This is a genomic window from Nonomuraea sp. NPDC050556 (assembly GCF_044457355.1).
Taxonomy (GTDB): domain Bacteria; phylum Actinomycetota; class Actinomycetes; order Streptosporangiales; family Streptosporangiaceae; genus Nonomuraea.
This window is the reverse complement of the sequence record NZ_JBITGU010000001.1, coordinates 3402833-3417664: the sequence shown is the minus strand read 5'-3', so window position 1 is coordinate 3417664 and position 14832 is coordinate 3402833. Positions and strand designations below refer to the sequence as shown.

At 70.0% G+C, this 14832-nt stretch carries 13 protein-coding genes; 5 read left to right on the top strand and 8 right to left on the bottom strand.

Annotation, left to right across the window (positions count from 1 at the left end; all coding sequences use genetic code 11):
• Positions 1-21 precede the first annotated feature (21 nt).
• The gene (locus ACIBG8_RS16215; protein WP_397343514.1) at positions 22-2070 is read left to right on the top strand and encodes a phosphocholine-specific phospholipase C; all 2049 of its coding nucleotides are present in this window, start codon (positions 22-24) and stop codon (positions 2068-2070) included.
• 10 nt (positions 2071-2080) lie between these two features.
• Entirely contained in the window at positions 2081-2890 is an 810-nt protein-coding gene (locus tag ACIBG8_RS16210) for an inositol monophosphatase family protein (RefSeq protein ID WP_397343513.1), read from the top strand.
• Here the strand turns inward: ACIBG8_RS16210 and ACIBG8_RS16205 are convergent.
• The 3 genes from ACIBG8_RS16205 to ACIBG8_RS16195 are packed head-to-tail and all read right to left on the bottom strand — an operon-like array spanning position 2865 to position 5315.
• Positions 2865-3680, bottom strand: a complete 816-nt coding sequence (locus ACIBG8_RS16205; RefSeq protein ID WP_397343512.1) for an inositol monophosphatase family protein — start codon at positions 3678-3680, stop codon at positions 2865-2867. The genes ACIBG8_RS16210 and ACIBG8_RS16205 overlap by 26 nt on opposite strands.
• A complete protein-coding gene (locus tag ACIBG8_RS16200) occupies positions 3680-4309 on the bottom strand; it encodes a hypothetical protein (RefSeq protein WP_397343510.1) in 630 nt (209 codons plus the stop codon). The genes ACIBG8_RS16205 and ACIBG8_RS16200 overlap by 1 nt, the downstream gene beginning before the upstream one ends.
• A complete protein-coding gene (locus ACIBG8_RS16195; RefSeq protein WP_397343509.1) occupies positions 4287-5315 on the bottom strand; it encodes a hypothetical protein in 1029 nt (342 codons plus the stop codon). The genes ACIBG8_RS16200 and ACIBG8_RS16195 overlap by 23 nt, the downstream gene beginning before the upstream one ends.
• A 177-nt stretch (positions 5316-5492) precedes the next feature.
• Here ACIBG8_RS16195 and ACIBG8_RS16190 point away from each other — a divergent pair, with 177 nt between their 5' ends.
• Positions 5493-6407 (top strand): PIG-L family deacetylase, encoded by a 915-nt coding sequence (locus ACIBG8_RS16190; RefSeq protein WP_397343508.1) that lies wholly within the window; start codon positions 5493-5495, stop codon positions 6405-6407.
• Between the two features lie 82 nt (positions 6408-6489).
• On the opposite strand, the gene ACIBG8_RS16185 is transcribed toward ACIBG8_RS16190, so the two are convergent.
• From ACIBG8_RS16185 to ACIBG8_RS16175, 3 genes are read right to left on the bottom strand one after another with little or no spacing between them, the layout of a single operon-like run.
• Positions 6490-7263, bottom strand: coding sequence for a sporulation protein (locus ACIBG8_RS16185; protein ID WP_397343506.1), 774 nt, complete (start codon positions 7261-7263; stop codon positions 6490-6492).
• A gap of 21 nt (positions 7264-7284) precedes the next feature.
• Positions 7285-8514 carry an SPFH domain-containing protein gene (locus tag ACIBG8_RS16180; RefSeq protein ID WP_397343505.1) on the bottom strand — a complete coding sequence of 410 codons (1230 nt, stop codon included), beginning with the start codon at positions 8512-8514 and terminating at the stop codon, positions 7285-7287.
• On the bottom strand, positions 8511-10079 hold the full coding sequence (locus ACIBG8_RS16175) for an SPFH domain-containing protein (protein WP_397343504.1): 1569 nt from the start codon (positions 10077-10079) through the stop codon (positions 8511-8513). Before ACIBG8_RS16175 ends, ACIBG8_RS16180 begins: the two co-directional genes overlap by 4 nt.
• Before the next feature lie 107 nt (positions 10080-10186).
• On the opposite strand from ACIBG8_RS16175, the gene uvrB reads away from it, so the two are divergent.
• Complete coding sequence (gene uvrB, locus ACIBG8_RS16170) at positions 10187-12295, top strand: excinuclease ABC subunit UvrB (protein WP_397343503.1); 2109 nt, start codon at positions 10187-10189, stop codon at positions 12293-12295.
• An 844-nt stretch (positions 12296-13139) separates the two neighbouring features.
• Here uvrB and ACIBG8_RS16165 read toward each other — a convergent pair.
• On the bottom strand, positions 13140-13676 hold the full coding sequence (locus ACIBG8_RS16165; RefSeq protein WP_397343502.1) for a carboxymuconolactone decarboxylase family protein: 537 nt from the start codon (positions 13674-13676) through the stop codon (positions 13140-13142).
• Positions 13677-13827: 151 nt separating this feature from the next.
• On the opposite strand from ACIBG8_RS16165, the gene ACIBG8_RS16160 reads away from it, so the two are divergent.
• Positions 13828-14223: a nuclear transport factor 2 family protein gene (locus ACIBG8_RS16160; RefSeq protein WP_397343501.1), complete on the top strand. Its 396-nt coding sequence runs from the start codon at positions 13828-13830 to the stop codon at positions 14221-14223.
• 176 nt (positions 14224-14399) lie between these two features.
• Here the strand turns inward: ACIBG8_RS16160 and ACIBG8_RS16155 are convergent, their stop codons facing one another.
• Positions 14400-14744, bottom strand: coding sequence for a hypothetical protein (locus ACIBG8_RS16155; RefSeq protein ID WP_397343500.1), 345 nt, complete (start codon positions 14742-14744; stop codon positions 14400-14402).
• Between the last annotated feature and the right edge of the window lie 88 nt (positions 14745-14832).

The following is a 14832-nucleotide window of genomic DNA, read 5'->3' as shown; positions in this document are numbered from 1 at the left end:
ACCTTTGGGACGCTGATCACCATGTCACCCTCACGCCGCCAATTTCTGGCCATCGGCGCCGGCGTAGCCGCCGGTTCCCTCCTGCCCCCCTCGTTGCACCGGGCCATGGCGATGCCCATCGCCCCTGGCGGGCTGTCGGCGATCAAGCACGTCGTCTTCCTCATGCAGGAGAACCGCTCCTTCGACCACTACTTCGGCACCATGCGCGGGGTGCGCGGGTTCGGCGACCGCAACGCCGTCACCCAGCGCAACGGCAAGCCGGTCTTCGACCAGAGCGGCGTGCTGCCCTTCCCGGTGCGCGAGGCGGCCGACCTGGTCGGCAAGGACCTGCAGTGGATCTCCGCGCTGGCGCACGGCTGGAACGACGGCCAGGCGGCCGCGGCCAAGGGCTGGCACGACGGCTGGATCGCGGCCAAGAGCCAGGCGACCATGACGCACTACACGCGCGCCGACCTGCCCCTGCAGTACGAACTCGCGGACACCTTCACCGTCTGCGACCAGTACCACTGCTCGGTGCTCTCCTCCACCAGCCCCAACCGCAACTACCACGTCTCCGGCCACACCGGCTACGAGCCCGGCACCAGCAAGCGGGCCATCGACAACGCCGCGTACTCGGAGAACACCCACGCGGGCTACACCTGGTCGAACGCGGGCGAGATCCTCCAGGCGGCCGGCCGGTCGTGGAAGGTCTACCACGAGTGGGACAACTACCAGGACAATAATCTCGAATTTTTCGCTCGCTTCAGGCAGATCGCGCGCAAGGCGCTGCTGGGCGACTTCAAGAGCATGGACTCGTTCTACGGCGCGCTGCGCGGCGCGAACGAGACCAGGCGCCAGCAGCTGCTCGCCCGCCTGGAGGAGGGCGTCGCCACCCTCACCGCCGAGGAGCGGGTCCTGTTCGACCGGGGTCTGCGCCGCGTGCCGTCCAAGACGCTCGCCGCCTCCTTCCGCGCCGACGTCGAGGCGGGCACGCTGCCCGAGGTCAGCTACATCGTGCCGTCGGCCGCCGACTCCGAGCACCCCAGCGCCTCCTCGCCGATCCAGAGCGCGCGCATCACCTACGACATCATCGACGCCATCGCCTCGCACCCCGAGACCTGGGCGTCGACCGCGCTGTTCATCACCTACGACGAGAACGACGGCTTCTTCGACCACGTGCCGCCGCCGCTCCCGCCCGCCGAGCAGGCCGACGACTACTACAACGGCAACCCGATCGGGCTGGGCATCCGGGTGCCGATGACCGTCGTGTCGCCGTGGACGGCGGGCGGCTACGTCTGCTCGCAGACCTTCGACCACAGCTCCACGGTCAGGTTCCTGGAGACGTGGCTCGGCGTGCGCTTCCCCGACATCACCGGCTGGCGCAGGACCGTGGCGGGCGACCTCACCTCGGCCTTCGACTTCTCGGGTACGGCACAGCGGCCCGTACCCGCGCAGCCCGCCCCGGTGCCCGCGTTCACCGGCCGCTGGAAGCCGGCGCCTCCGGCGCAGCAGCGCATGCCCGTGCAGGAGGAGGGCACCAAGCCCGCCAGGGCTCTGCCGTACCAGCCGAACGCCTGGGCCCGCGTGCTGGGCAACGAGCTGGAGCTGACGCTGGCCAACAGCGGGCGGGAGAGCGCGCACCTGGCGCTCTACCCCTACGCCGGCGAGCTCGCCACGCCGCTGCACCTGGACGTGCTCGGCGTCACCACGCGCAGGGTGCCGGTGCCGACCGGTTCGTACGACCTGGTGCTGACCGGGCCGAACGGGTTCCGGCGCTCCTTCGCCGGGTCGCTGTCCGGCGAGGCGGGCCGGGTGCAGGTGTCGAGCGTGATCGACATCGACCCGCGCAAGCTGCGCGTCGAGATCGTCAACCTGGGGGAGGCGCGGGTGGTGCTGACCGTGCGTGCGCTGGCCTACGGGGACAAGACGCAGACCGTGCCGCTGCGTCCCGGGCAGTACCGGCAGGTGGTGTGGCCGCTGGAGGCCTCGCAGGGCTGGTACGACCTGGAGATCACCTGCGCGGGCGACGCGACCTTCCACCGGCGGCTGATGGGTCACGTGGAGAACGGGCGGCCCAGCGTCACCGGCTAACCTCGGGATCATGGATATCGACGCGGTGACCGGGATCCTGCGCGAGGCGGCTTCGACGGCGATTGTGCCCCGGTTCCGGGCGCTGGCCGACGGGGACGTGTCGGAGAAGTCGCCCGGCGAGGTGGTGACCGTGGCGGATCGTGAGGCCGAGGAGCTGATCTCGGTACGGCTGCGCGGGCTGGTCGACGCGCCCGTCGTGGGGGAGGAGGCGGCCTCGGCCGACCCGGGGCTGGTGCGGGCGCTGGTGGAGGCGCCGGTCGCCTGGCTGGTCGACCCGCTGGACGGGACGGCCAACTTCGTGGCAGGGCGGCCGGAGTACGCGGTGATGGCGGCGCTCGTGCGGCACGGGGTCACGGTCGCCGCGTGGATCCTGCGGCCGGTCTCGGGGACGGTCTACGTGGCCGAGCGCGGATCCGGGGCGTGGCGTGACGGTTCCCGCGTCGTGCGTAAGCCCGCTCCCTCTGACGTCTCGTCCCTTCACGGGGTGGCGCTGACCCGGTTCCTGTCGCCGCAGGACCGGGCGCACGTGGAGGCCTCCTCGCCGCTCTTCGGGTCGGTGGGGCCCGGGTCGCGGTGCGCGGGCGTGGACTACCCGCTGCTGGTGGACGGCGAGCTGGACTTCGCGCTCTTCCACCGCACCTTGCCCTGGGACCACGCCCCGGGCACATTGCTGCTCGCCGAGGCGGGCGGGGTGCCCCTGCGCCCTGACGGCTCTCCCTACGCGCCGGGAGACGACCGGGTGGGGTTGCTGAACGCCGTGGACGAGGCCTGCTGGGACACCGTGCGCGCCCTCCTCATCCCGGAGGGTGTTCGCGGGTGAGGGAGAGCAGGAGGGGGATGGCGTCGGGGTGGGCGGCCACGAAGCTGCGGTCCTCGGCCGTGCCGTCGATGCGCTCCTCGAACGGCCCGCCGTCCAGCGCCCTGATCTCCATCCCCGCCTCCTGCGCGATCAGCGCACCTGCGGGCAGGTCGACCGCCTCGGCGTGGTAGCCGACGATGCCGTCGATGTCGCCCCTGGCCAGCATCACCCACGACAGCAGCGGCGCCCACAGCTGCAGCACCCGCCGCGCCGCCACCTCCAGCGTCGCCTTCATGGAGATCACGCCGGTGTCCGCCCTGGCCACGCCGTACCCCTGGGTCCAGGCCAGCAGCGGCCCGTGCCGCGACGGCCGGTAGGCGGGCGCCAGCCGTACCCCTGAAGGCCCCAGGGCCCCCTGGCCGCGCACGGCCGACCAGGTCTGACCGGCGACCGGGTCGTGCACCACGCCCAGCACCGGACGCCCCGAGCGGCACAGCGCCAGGCCCACCACGTAGGCGGGCAGGCCGATCGCCACGTTGTTGGTGCCGTCGAGCGGGTCGACCAGCCACGTCCACTCGCTCTCCGCCGCTCCGAGCAGCCCGGACTCCTCGGCGATCACCGAGTGCGCCGGGTAGTCGGTCAGGATGCGCTCCACGAGCAGCTTCTCCGAGGCGAGGTCGAGCTCGGTGACCACGTCGCCCGACTCGCCCTTCGCCTCCACGCCGAACCCGGCCACGGTGCCGGCGCGCAGCAGGGCGCCCGCGGCCTCCGCCGCGTCCACCGCCGTCCTCCTGGCGTGTTCCAGGTCCATCAGGCCTCCTCGGTCAGGCGCGTGCGGAGCAGGCGTACGGCCAGCGCCGTCTCGTCGGCGTCGAGCGGCTTCCTGGCGACGTGGTGCCCGCCGGTGTCGAGGGGGCCGAGCGACAGGTCGTGGCTGCCGGGACGGCCCCGCCCGAGCGCCACGGTGACCGCCTCGCCGCCCTCGGGGATCACGCTGCTGTGGAAGCGTCCGGCGCCGAGCGTATAGGTCTGGCCGGTGCCGAACACCTCGACCAGGCCGGTGGAGTGGCGCACGGTGCGCCTGGTCGGCCGGATCCGGTCGCCGTCGCTGCCGCTCACCACCTCGAACACCCGGTGCGTGGCGTCCTCCGCCGCGTCGCGCACCACGGCGTGCACGTTGCGCACCTGGCCGTAGAGGACGTGGCTGACGAGGTCCCAGCTGTGGCAGTGGATCTGCGAGGTGGTCGTCTCCGCGTGCGTCAGCGCGTCCGACCACAGGTGCAGGCACACGCCCTCGCCGCCGTCCCGCTCCAGCGGCAGGCAGACGAAGCCGAGCGGGTGCCGTACGGGGGTGACGCCGCGCAGGTCGGCCAGCGCCTTCAGCGCCCACTGCCCGGCCCTGCCCACCGTCACCTCCTCAAGGACGCTTCGGTAGCTCATAGGGATCCTTGGGCCGCAGGGCCTTCATGGCGATGTCGACCACGTCGCGTTCGTTGTAGGACTTGGGCAGGGGCAGCCCGATCCGCTGGAACAGCTCCTCGACCTCTTCCGTCGTGGGCTCCTCGCTCAGCGGCACGGTCTTGTACAGCTCCAGCGGCACCCGGCGCGCCTGCTCCAGGCTCAGCCGCAGCTCGGTGTCGCAACTCTCGTAGTAGAAGGTGCCGGCGAGTGCGGTCATCGCCCGGTTGGGGTCCTCGATCGTCATGATGAGGCGGGTGGCCGAGATGTCCCAGCGGAAGGTCGTCATCGTCGACGACAGCCCCACGCCGATGTCGAGCAGCCCGTAGCGCTGGCGCTGCCAGAAGGCGGCCAGGACCGTGGCGTACGACTCCTTCCTGGCCCGGTCGGCCGTCCACACCTCGCCGGTGCCGTCCGGCGCGTCGGACAGCGAGCGGCGGTAGTGGGCGTAGGCCTCGCACACCTCGGCGTTGGTCGGGTCGATGACCTCGATCCTGACCGTGAGGTGGCGCTTGTCCTTGCGGGCCGCCGCCACGGCCTGGGGGAGCGTGACGGCGCGCAGGTAGGTGCCTGTGCCGCCCTTGAAGCTCCACCTGGTGGTGTCGCGGCGGGCGTCGGCGTGCGCCTGGGCGATCTCCTGGGGGCTGGCGAGCACCCGGACGAGCTGGATCTCGTCGAGGGCGCGGCGGGTGCCGGTGATCAGCGTTTCGAGCTGTTCGAGCTTCTGCAGGCGGATGGGCAGCTCGGCGAAGGCCTTGGAGGTGATCGTCGCCTCGACGGGCGCCTGCCTGGCGCGGTCGCGCAGCAGCGCCGTCGCCACCAGCGCGAGCATCACCAGCGTGGCCGAGCTGATCAGGGTGGGGGGCACCTCGATGGGCATGATGCCCAGCGCACCCACGACGATGGCCAGGCCGAGCGCGATGGCGCCGTCGGCGTTCTGGGACGCCCACGGGGCGATCCGCTTCAACCCCGCGATGAGCCGCGTCATGCCTCGCCCCGCATTCCGACGGTCAGTCAGTCCCCATGGTCATCGTAACGAGCCGGTCATGGGACGGCCAGCGCATAATCATGTCGCCACCCCCTACCAAGGTATGAGGGGTAAGTCAGCCTTTTAGCTAAAGAAATTGGAATCCTCAGCATTTACCCTGGTGGTCCGGGGGTGTGAATGAGGGGGATTCGTGCGTTCGCCGCGTCTGTCTTCGCGGTGGCGCTGGCTTTGATGCTGTGTTTCTTCGTCGTGCTCCCGATCCCGCCGGGCGCGGCGCGGGCGCTGCTGCCCAAGCCAGGTCCCGGCGAGCGGTTCTTCCAGGTCGTCGCGCACCCGGACGACGACCTGCTGTTCATGAGCCCCGACCTGTTCGGCGCGGTCGTGGCGGGGCGTCCCACGGTGACCGTGTACCTGACGGCAGGTGAGGGCCAGTCGGGGCTGGACGACGACCACGACCCCCGGGCGTACGCGCAGGACAGGGAGGCGGGCGTCAGGGAGGCCTACGCGTTCCTCGCCGGGGTGCGCGACGAGTGGACCAGCAGTCCCGTCGACGCTGGCGGCCTGCGGCTCAGGGTCGACACGCTCGCCCAGCGGCCCGACATCCACCTGATCTTCGCCGGGCTGCCCGACGGGGGCGACCCGCGCGCCGAGGGCGGGCGGGGGGCGTTGGGGCGGTTGTGGGCGCATACGGCGTGCGTGTCGCGGTTCACCGTGCGCGGGGGGTGCCTGACCGGCGGGAACGTGCTGGGGATGCTGCGGGCGCTCTACGAGCGGTTCCAACCGACGGTGCTGCGCACGCTCGACCCCTCGCCGCCCGACGTGGGAGCGGACCACGTGGACCACGTGGCGTCGGCCAGGTTCGCTCTGGCTGCGGCGCCGCCTTCGCTGGAGGTGCGGTCGTACCGGGGGTACACGATCAGCGACCTGCCGCCGAACCTGGCGCCGCCGATCAGGGCGCTGAAGCGGCAGGTGTTCCAGATCTACCGGCGGCACGACTACCGGGCGTTCATGGGGTGGCATTACCGGGCGTGGCTGGAGCGCATGTACCGGTGCAGGAAGCCCAAACCCACCCCCTACAACCCCCAGCCCTGAAGGCGCCTGGCCCGGACCGGCGGTCCTTCTGGCCAGCGGGACGCGCCCCCGCCGCTCGGGAAAGGCGGGGGCGCGAGCTCTGCTAGAACCAGCCGCGGTGCCTGGCCATCTGCTGCAGGCCGTTCTGCAACGCCTGGTCGGCCGATCCGGGGTTGTCGTTGTAGCGGATCGTGAACCGGTTGTAGGTGTCGTGGCTGGAGGACAGGAAGCCGCCGCGCTTGTCGGCCTCCAGGATCACGTCCATCTGGGCGGGGCCCGCGATGAACGTCAGCTCCAGCTCGTTGAAGTAGCGCCGCCAGTCGCCGCCCGCGTAATACTCGATCTCCTGGAAGAACGGCATCGTCGAGCCGTACAGCGTGCCACGCTCCAGGTCGGCCTTCTTGAAGCGGAACCCGGCCCGCTCCAGCGCGCCCAGCACGTGGTCCTGGGCCGGCAGCGGGGTGACGAACAGCGGGTCGAGGTCGCTCTTGTCCATCGCGCCCGCCAGCGCCAGCTCCGTCGAGACGCCCAGCCGCATGCCGCGCAGCGGCTGACCGGCGATCGCGCTGATCGGCGTCTCCCACGGCACCGGGATCTCGAACGGGTGCTGGTGCGCGGCACCGGCGGCCAGCTGGAACGGACCTGCCACCTGCTGGCGAAGGAAGCTGTACGTCGTGTGGTACTCGCTGTCGCCGCTCTCCACCTCGACCACGGCCGTCAGGTCGATGGTGATGCCCTCGACCTTGTAGTCGGAGCCGCCGCCGCGGAAGTGCACCACACCGCGCAGCCGCTCGCCGGGGCGCACACTCGTGCTGCTCAGCACCGTGTCGACTTCGACGCCCGCGCCGAACGCGGCCATCAGCTTGCGGAACACCATTTTTCTCGTCCTCCCTGGGGTTTATTCGACAACGGGCGGCTCGGCCCTGCCGTTCCCCATGACCTTGGGGAGCAGCTGGGCCAGCAGCAATGTCGAAAGGGCAGAGTCTCCCGAGCCGTTCTGGGTACGGACGACCAGCGGCTGCGGTGCGTTCTCGGCGAGCTTCGCACCGACGTCCAGACGGCGCCGGGCGAGCTCGTACTGCAGGACGGCGCGGTTGTCGCGGTACGACTCGGCGAGCCGTCCCAGCGCCAGCGCCTCGTTCTCGGCCGAGGTGAGCTCGGCCCTGCCGCGCGCCTCGATCTCCCAGCGCACCCGCTGCGCCTCGGTCTCCTGCTCCTCCAGCATGCGGGCGACGTTCATGCGCGCGGTGTTGTGCGCGGCCTTGACCTCGACGATGCGGGCGTCGCGGGTCTTCTTGGCGCGCTCGATCTCCATGAGTAGGGTGTCGATGCGGCGCTTGCGCGTCAGCTCCCACTCGCGCTCGTAGGCAGACAGCTCCTTGGCGACCTTCTCGCGGGTGGCCAGGTGCTGCTGGTACTGGTCGGGGAGCTGGACGTCGGGGATGTTCGCGCCGGTGATCCGTACGCCGTAGCGGGTGAGCTGGCGGTTGAGCGCCTCCTGCATGTCGCCCACGTCGGAGCCGCGCAGGTCGTAGGCGCGCTCGGTGTTGACGTGACGGCTGCGCTGCCTTATCGCGTCCTGCACGGCGCTGGACAGGACCAGGTCGAAGTTGCCCGCGCCGATCGTGCGGACGAACGCCACCGGGTCCACGATGCGGAACTTCAGGAAGAACTCGATCGACTTCAGCGGCACGTTCTCGGCGGTCGGGCAGGCCACGATCGGCGCCGAGTAGGGGATCTCGGTGGAGGTGTCGACCACGGCGTCCACCCGGTCCCAGGGCAGCCACAGGTAGTGGCGTCCCGGCGGGAGGGTGCCGGTGATCGCGCCCCAGCGGGAGCGCACGCCGGTGGTGCCCTCCTCGATCTCGATGATCGCCCGGCGCCACATCCAGACCAGCGCGACCAGCAGCATCGCCACGGCTCCCAGCCCGGCCAGGATGCTGACCGTGAGCACGGCCATCCCGGCGAAGTACAGCGCCAGGAAGATCAGCGCCATCCAGGAGAAGCCGCGCCTGTCCTTGGGGATGACGACGGGCACGAGCTGGCCCTGCTCGCCGCCGCGCAGCAGCTGGCGGATGTCGGACCAGGAGGCCACCGACTCCTTGATCTTCGAGAACTCGCGGCTCATCGGACCTCACCCTCGTTGACGGCCTTCGCGGTGGCGACGGGTAGTTCCATCTCCGGCTCTGCGGTGACCTCCGCTGTCACTCTCTTCAGCAGCGCGTCGATCTCCGCCGTCCTGCCCTCCACCCGCTCGCCGATCGCGCCCAGCCTGGCGCGGATGGCGGCCATGTCCTCGGGCGAGAACAGCACCGCGCCCTTGCCGCCGACCAGTTGCTGGGCCAGGGCCAGGAAGTCGATGTCGGTCTCCTCGCCGATCTGCACCACCTGCGGCAGCCTGGTCGCCACGGACTCCAGCTTGTCCAGCAGGTCCTTCTGGAAGCGGTAGTCGAGGATCTCGGGCGCCTCGGCCGCCGACAGCGCCCTGATGTCGAGCGCCTGGGCCTCCAGCAGCGCCGCGTTGGCGTTCGCGCCGGACTCCGCCTCGACGAGGCGCTGCCTGGCCTGGGCCTTCGCCTGGTGGCTCGCGCGCTCCAGCGCGGTGTCCATGCGCGCCTGGTGCCCGGCGATCTCCGCCTGGATCGCGCTCAGCGTCTCCTGCAGGCCGGCGAGCTCCTTGATCAGGTCGCCCTCGTTCTGCTCCTTGCGGAGCTGCAGCTCGTACTCGTAGGTGTAGGCCTCCTTGGCCACCCTGACCATCTCGGGGGCCGCGAGGTCCATGCGGTACTCCTGGCTGGACGGCTCGGCGTGGGTGATGTTCACGTCGGTCAGCCGTACGGCGGGCAGGAACTGCTGGTTCAGGTTGTCCAGCATGCCCAGGGTGCTCTCGCCCACCAGGTCGTAGATCTCCTCGGCGCGCTGGGCGTAGATGAGGGAGCGGGTGACCTCGCTGATGGCGTTCTGCAGCTTGGACTGGAAGCCGCTGACGCTGCCCAGGACGAAGATGAACTCCGCCGGGTTCTCGATGCGGAACTGCAGGAACAGGTCGACGCTCGCCTTGACGCCCTGCTGCGTCGGCGCCTCGCTGATGGGGGCGTTGAAGGGGTACTCGCGGGTGGTGTTGACGATGTAGCTGACCCGCTTCCACGGGTTGAACAGCGTCACCCGGCCCGGCTCCGCGATCTGCACGAGCTTGCCGAACTTGGTGATCAGCGCCTTGCAGCCCTCGGGGACCATGACGACGCTGCGCCGCCACCACAGGAACACCGCTGCCAGCACCAGGACGACCCAGTAGTGGATGCCGAAGATCACCTCGACGCCGGGGAGGATGCCGCCGAGCGCGCCGATCAGGCCCAGCACCACGAGGATGGCCAGGGGGATGAGCACCTTGGCCGTGCCGCTCTTGGGGATGACCACGGGCGAGATGACGTGCATGCCGTTCTCGCTGAAGCTGCGGTTGACGATCTCGCCGGCCTCGTTCAGCGACGCCGTACGGGCCTCGATGAGCGTGCCCACGGAGACGCTGCCGTCGCGCGCCGCGGCGAAGTCGTGGGCGTTGAGGGTGAAGCCCTTGGCCTGCTGCCCCAGGTCCCCGACCGCCTGGCCGACCGCCTGCCGGATATCACCACCCTGGACCACGGCTTGGGCCAGTCCCTGGCCCGCCTGGATCAGCGCTTCTCTGGGACGCGACATCGCACCTCTCTCCTTGGGGGTTCCTTTGGGGCGATACCAGACCGTACCGGGTCACACTTGCTGGACGCTTGCAAGAATTGTCGGAGCGATTGCCTACAGTGGGCTTCATGCGACCGGTCACAGATTTGCAGCGGAGCGTGGCGCCCTTCGAGGTCGTCACGGAGATGACTCCTTCGGGCGACCAGCCCACGGCGATCGCCGAGCTGGAGCGCCGCGTGAAGGCCGGGGACAAGGACAACGTCCTGCTCGGCGCCACAGGCACGGGCAAGACGGCGACGATCGCGTGGCTCATCGAGCGGCTGCAGCGCCCGGCTCTGGTCATGCAGCCCAACAAGACGCTCGCCGCGCAGTTCGCCAACGAGCTGCGGGAGATGCTGCCCAACAACGCGGTGGAATATTTCGTCTCTTACTACGACTACTACCAGCCTGAGGCGTACGTCCCGCAGAGCGACACCTACATCGAGAAGGACTCCTCGATCAACGACGAGGTGGAACGGCTGCGCCACTCGGCCACCAACTCGTTGCTGACCAGGCGGGACACCATCGTGGTCGCCTCGGTCTCGTGCATCTACGGCCTGGGCACGCCGCAGGAGTACGTCGACCGCATGGCCAGGCTGCGGGTCGGCATGGAGGTGGAGCGCGACCAGTTGCTCCGCCGCCTGGTCGACATGCAGTACACGCGCAACGACCTGGCCTTCACCCGCGGCACGTTCCGGGTGCGCGGCGACACGATCGAGATCATCCCGAAGTACGAGGAGCTGGCCGTACGCATCGAGATGTTCGGCGACGAGATCGAGAAGCTCTCCACGATGCACCCGCTGACCGGCGAGGTCATCAGCGAGGACACCGAGCTCTACATCTTCCCCGCCTCCCACTACGTCGCGGGCGAGGAACGCATGGCCAAGGCCGTGACCGGCATCGAGATCGAGCTCGCCGAGCGGCTGGAGGAGCTGGAACGGCAGGGCAAGCTGCTGGAGGCGCAGCGCCTGCGCATGCGCACCACCTACGACCTGGAGATGATGCGCCAGATCGGCACCTGCTCCGGCATCGAGAACTACTCGCGCCACATGGACGGCCGCGAGCCGGGCAGCGCGCCCAACACGCTGCTCGACTACTTCCCCGAAGACTTCCTGCTGGTGCTGGACGAGTCGCACCAGACGGTGCCGCAGATCGGGGCCATGTACGAAGGCGACGCCTCGCGCAAGCGCACCCTGGTCGACCACGGCTTCCGGCTGCCTTCTGCGATGGACAACCGGCCGCTGAAGTGGGAGGAGTTCCTGGAGCGCATCGGGCAGACGGTCTACCTCTCGGCCACCCCCGGCTCCTACGAGCTGGGCAGGTCCAAGGGCGACGTGGTCGAGCAGGTCATCCGCCCGACCGGCCTGATCGACCCCGAGGTGGTCATCAAGCCGACCAAGGGGCAGATCGACGACCTGGTGCACGAGATCCGCGAGCGCGCCGACCGGGACGAGCGGGTGCTGGTCACCACGCTGACCAAGAAGATGTCGGAGGACCTCACCGACTACCTGCTGGAGCTGGGGATCCGGGTGCGCTATCTGCACAGCGAGGTCGACACGCTGCGGCGGATCGAGCTGCTGCGGGAGCTGCGGATCGGTGAGTTCGACGTGCTGGTGGGCATCAACCTGCTGCGCGAGGGCCTCGACCTGCCGGAGGTGTCGCTTGTCGCGATCCTCGACGCGGACAAGGAGGGCTTCCTGCGGTCGGAGACGTCGCTGATCCAGACGATCGGCCGTGCCGCCCGTAACGTGTCCGGCCAGGTGCACATGTACGCCGACAAGATCACCCCGTCGATGGAGCGGGCGATCGACGAGACGAACCGGCGTAGGGCCAAGCAGATCGCCTACAACACCGCCAACGGCATCGATCCTCAGCCTCTGCGCAAGAAGATCGCCGACATCCTCGACTCGATGCGGAGCGAGGACGCGGACACGGAGCAGCTCATGGGCTCCGGGCGGCAGCAGTCGCGCGGCAAGGCCCCGGTGCCGGGGTTCGTGGCGAAGCAGGCGGGGGCGCACGCGCGGGCTATCGCGGGGGAGCTGCCTCGGGCGCAGATGGAGTCGTTGATCGAGTCGCTGACGGAGCAGATGCACCAGGCGGCGGCGGATCTGCAGTTCGAGGTGGCTGCTCGGCTGCGGGACGAGATCAAGGAGCTGAAGCGCGAACTCCGCGACATGCGCGAGGCAGGCGTCAACTAGCCCACCCCCACCACCCCACCCCCCAGTCACGGCCCACCCACACCTACGGAGCCACAGCCCACGGCCCGGACCCCGGACCCCGGACCCCGGACCCCGGACCCCAGGCACCCGGGCCACCGGGCCCCGGCCATGGCACCGTGTCATGGCACCCCGGCCATGGCACCCCGGCCATGGCATCCGGCCATGGCATCCGGCCACCGCGACGGCACCCGGCCCGCCTACGGTGCCCCCGGCCACGGCGCCTAGCCACCGGGCCGACCCCCGGCCACGGCCACCGGGCCGTCCACGGCGACCGGCCCGGCTACCGGCGCGCGCTGGACCACCCCTCCCTGGCGGGCCACCCGCCCGTCGGGGGGGCTCACGTTCCTGCCCGCCTGGACGTGCCTTGCCGCTCCCGCCCCGTCAGCGTGCTCGCCCTCGGGAGGCTGACCACTCCGCAGGACCGCCGACGCCGTGGAGCGCTCGCCCTGTAGGGTCGCTCACCCTTGTGGGTCGCGCACTCTGTGGGTCGCTCGCCTCCTCGAGTGGCTCACCCTTGGGGCGGGCCGTCTCCGGGATCATCGCTCATCCCGTCGGGTCGCTCACCCCGAGAGGCTGTCCACTCGGTGGGGCCGCTCATCCCGTGAGTCGCGGACACCGTCGGGCCGCCACCCCTGGGGCCGCCCACCCGTGGGGTCGTCCACTCGTGAGGTCGTCCATCCGTGGGGTCGCCGTCTCCGGATGGCCGCTCACCCGTGAGGTGCGGAGGTCGTCGGGCCGCCCACCTGTGGGGGCACCGACGACGTCTGGCCGTTCTGCTGTCTGGGTGTTCGTCTCGGGGGGTGTTGACTTCGTGGGCATGCCGTCAGGGGGAACCGTAGCCGTTGGTGGTGATGTGGTTGGCCATGGACTCATAAGCGGCTGGGTCGTCGGGGGCGATCGTGGCCAGGCCGTCCACGTAGCGGTTGAACATGCAGAAGGCTGCTGCGATCAGCACTGTGTCGTGGATCTCCTGGTCGGTTGCGCCCTCTGATCTGGCGTTGGTGACCTGGTGGTCGGTTACTGTTCGGCCGCCTTTTTGGACTGCTGCGGCGATGGTCAGTAGGGATCTCAGCTTTGGGGTGATGGGGGCGGTTTCGGGGGAGGTGTGGACCTGGTTGACCAGGTGCATGCCCTCGGGGAGTTGGGCGGCGGCGAAGGCTGAGTGGGAGTTGGCGCAGAACCTGCACTCGTTCAGGCCGGACACGTACGCGGCGATCAGTTCGCGTTCGCCGCGGGACAGGGTGCTGTCGCCGCGCAGGAGGACCTCGGCCAGTGCGTTCAACGGGGCTGCGGTCTCGGGGCGGTAGTGGAAGAGGCCTCGGATGCCTGGCTCGTTGGTGTGCAGTTCGATGTGGGGCACTAACGCTCCCTTGTGGGCTTGCCGTACAGGGGACGGTTTCATGGTTGATCGGGGTTGTTCGGGCGTCAACGGGTGCTTGTCGGTGGGGTGGGGGCGGCGTAGCGTCACCGGGGTGGGGCAATCCGTGACACAACCTCTTGGGAGGTGGGTTATGAGCGAACATCCTCACATCGCGGTCGCCGGTGCCTGCTACGACGCTCTTGCCAAGGGTGACCTCGATCATCTGCGTGACCAGGTGTTTGCTGACGACGTGGTCTTTCACGTTCCCGGGCGGGGGGCGCTGGCGGGGGAGTACCGGGGTAAGGACGCGGTGCTGGGGTATCTGGGGCGGCTCGCCGGGGTGACCGGGGGGACGCTGCGGTACGAGCCTGAGGCGTTCATGGTGGGGGATGGGTATGTGGCTGCGTTGCTGCGTATCCGTGGGGAGCGGGACGGTCGGGCGTTGGATGATCGTGGGGCTCAGGTGTTCCGCATCGTCGATGGGCGGATCAGTGAGCGGTGGAGTTATCCGCAGGATCCGTACACCGCGGACACATTCTTCGCGTAACTCTCGGCCCTGTCTGGGTGAGGTCTGACCAGCAGGGGCGCATGTGCGGGGTGCGGGCTCGAGGGTGGCTGTGGCCAAAGGTGCGGCGCGGGGGGCCGGAGGTGCCAAAAGCGGCTGGGAGGCGGTAGGGGTGGGGTGGGCAGGTCCTCGCTGGGGAGGGCCTGCCCAGAGACGTGCTACTGGCCGGACATGGCCGAGCTGTCCGGCAGGGCGCCTGAGGTCAGGACGTCCCCGATCCCCAGCCCCTTGATGAAGTTGCCGAAGAGCCCGCCGATCGGGTCGCCGCCGCCGAGGCCGGGCAGTGCCGCACCCAGCCCCCCGGGGAACGCCGCTCCCAACCCGCCAGGAACGCTGCCGCCCTGGCCGGTGAGGCCGCTGCCGAGCTGGCTGAGCAGGTCGGTCCCCCCGGTGGCGCTGTTGAGCGCGCTGCCGATGCCGCCGCCCGGTGCGGGCGGTGGTTCGGATACCGCTGCCGAGGCTGCCGAAGCGGTGCCGACACCCACGAGGCCGGCGATGGCCACGCCGACAAGAATACGACGAATCACGATTTCCCCCGAAGAATCAGACGCGCCGGTCCGCGCGACTTCTCCCTCCCGATTCCCGTTAACC

What these genes read in the sequence shown, in the direction of transcription:
- ACIBG8_RS16215 (WP_397343514.1), top strand. Translation starts at nt 22, where the DNA reads ATGTCACCCTCACGCCGCCAATTTCTGGCCATCGGCGCCGGCGTAGCC.
- ACIBG8_RS16210 (WP_397343513.1), top strand. Translation starts at nt 2,081, where the DNA reads ATGGATATCGACGCGGTGACCGGGATCCTGCGCGAGGCGGCTTCGACG.
- ACIBG8_RS16205 (WP_397343512.1), bottom strand. Translation starts at nt 3,680, where the DNA reads ATGGACCTGGAACACGCCAGGAGGACGGCGGTGGACGCGGCGGAGGCC.
- ACIBG8_RS16200 (WP_397343510.1), bottom strand. Translation starts at nt 4,309, where the DNA reads ATGAGCTACCGAAGCGTCCTTGAGGAGGTGACGGTGGGCAGGGCCGGG.
- ACIBG8_RS16195 (WP_397343509.1), bottom strand. Translation starts at nt 5,315, where the DNA reads ATGACGCGGCTCATCGCGGGGTTGAAGCGGATCGCCCCGTGGGCGTCC.
- ACIBG8_RS16190 (WP_397343508.1), top strand. Translation starts at nt 5,493, where the DNA reads ATGAGGGGGATTCGTGCGTTCGCCGCGTCTGTCTTCGCGGTGGCGCTG.
- ACIBG8_RS16185 (WP_397343506.1), bottom strand. Translation starts at nt 7,263, where the DNA reads ATGGTGTTCCGCAAGCTGATGGCCGCGTTCGGCGCGGGCGTCGAAGTC.
- ACIBG8_RS16180 (WP_397343505.1), bottom strand. Translation starts at nt 8,514, where the DNA reads ATGAGCCGCGAGTTCTCGAAGATCAAGGAGTCGGTGGCCTCCTGGTCC.
- ACIBG8_RS16175 (WP_397343504.1), bottom strand. Translation starts at nt 10,079, where the DNA reads ATGTCGCGTCCCAGAGAAGCGCTGATCCAGGCGGGCCAGGGACTGGCC.
- uvrB (WP_397343503.1), top strand. Translation starts at nt 10,187, where the DNA reads ATGCGACCGGTCACAGATTTGCAGCGGAGCGTGGCGCCCTTCGAGGTC.
- ACIBG8_RS16160 (WP_397343501.1), top strand. Translation starts at nt 13,828, where the DNA reads ATGAGCGAACATCCTCACATCGCGGTCGCCGGTGCCTGCTACGACGCT.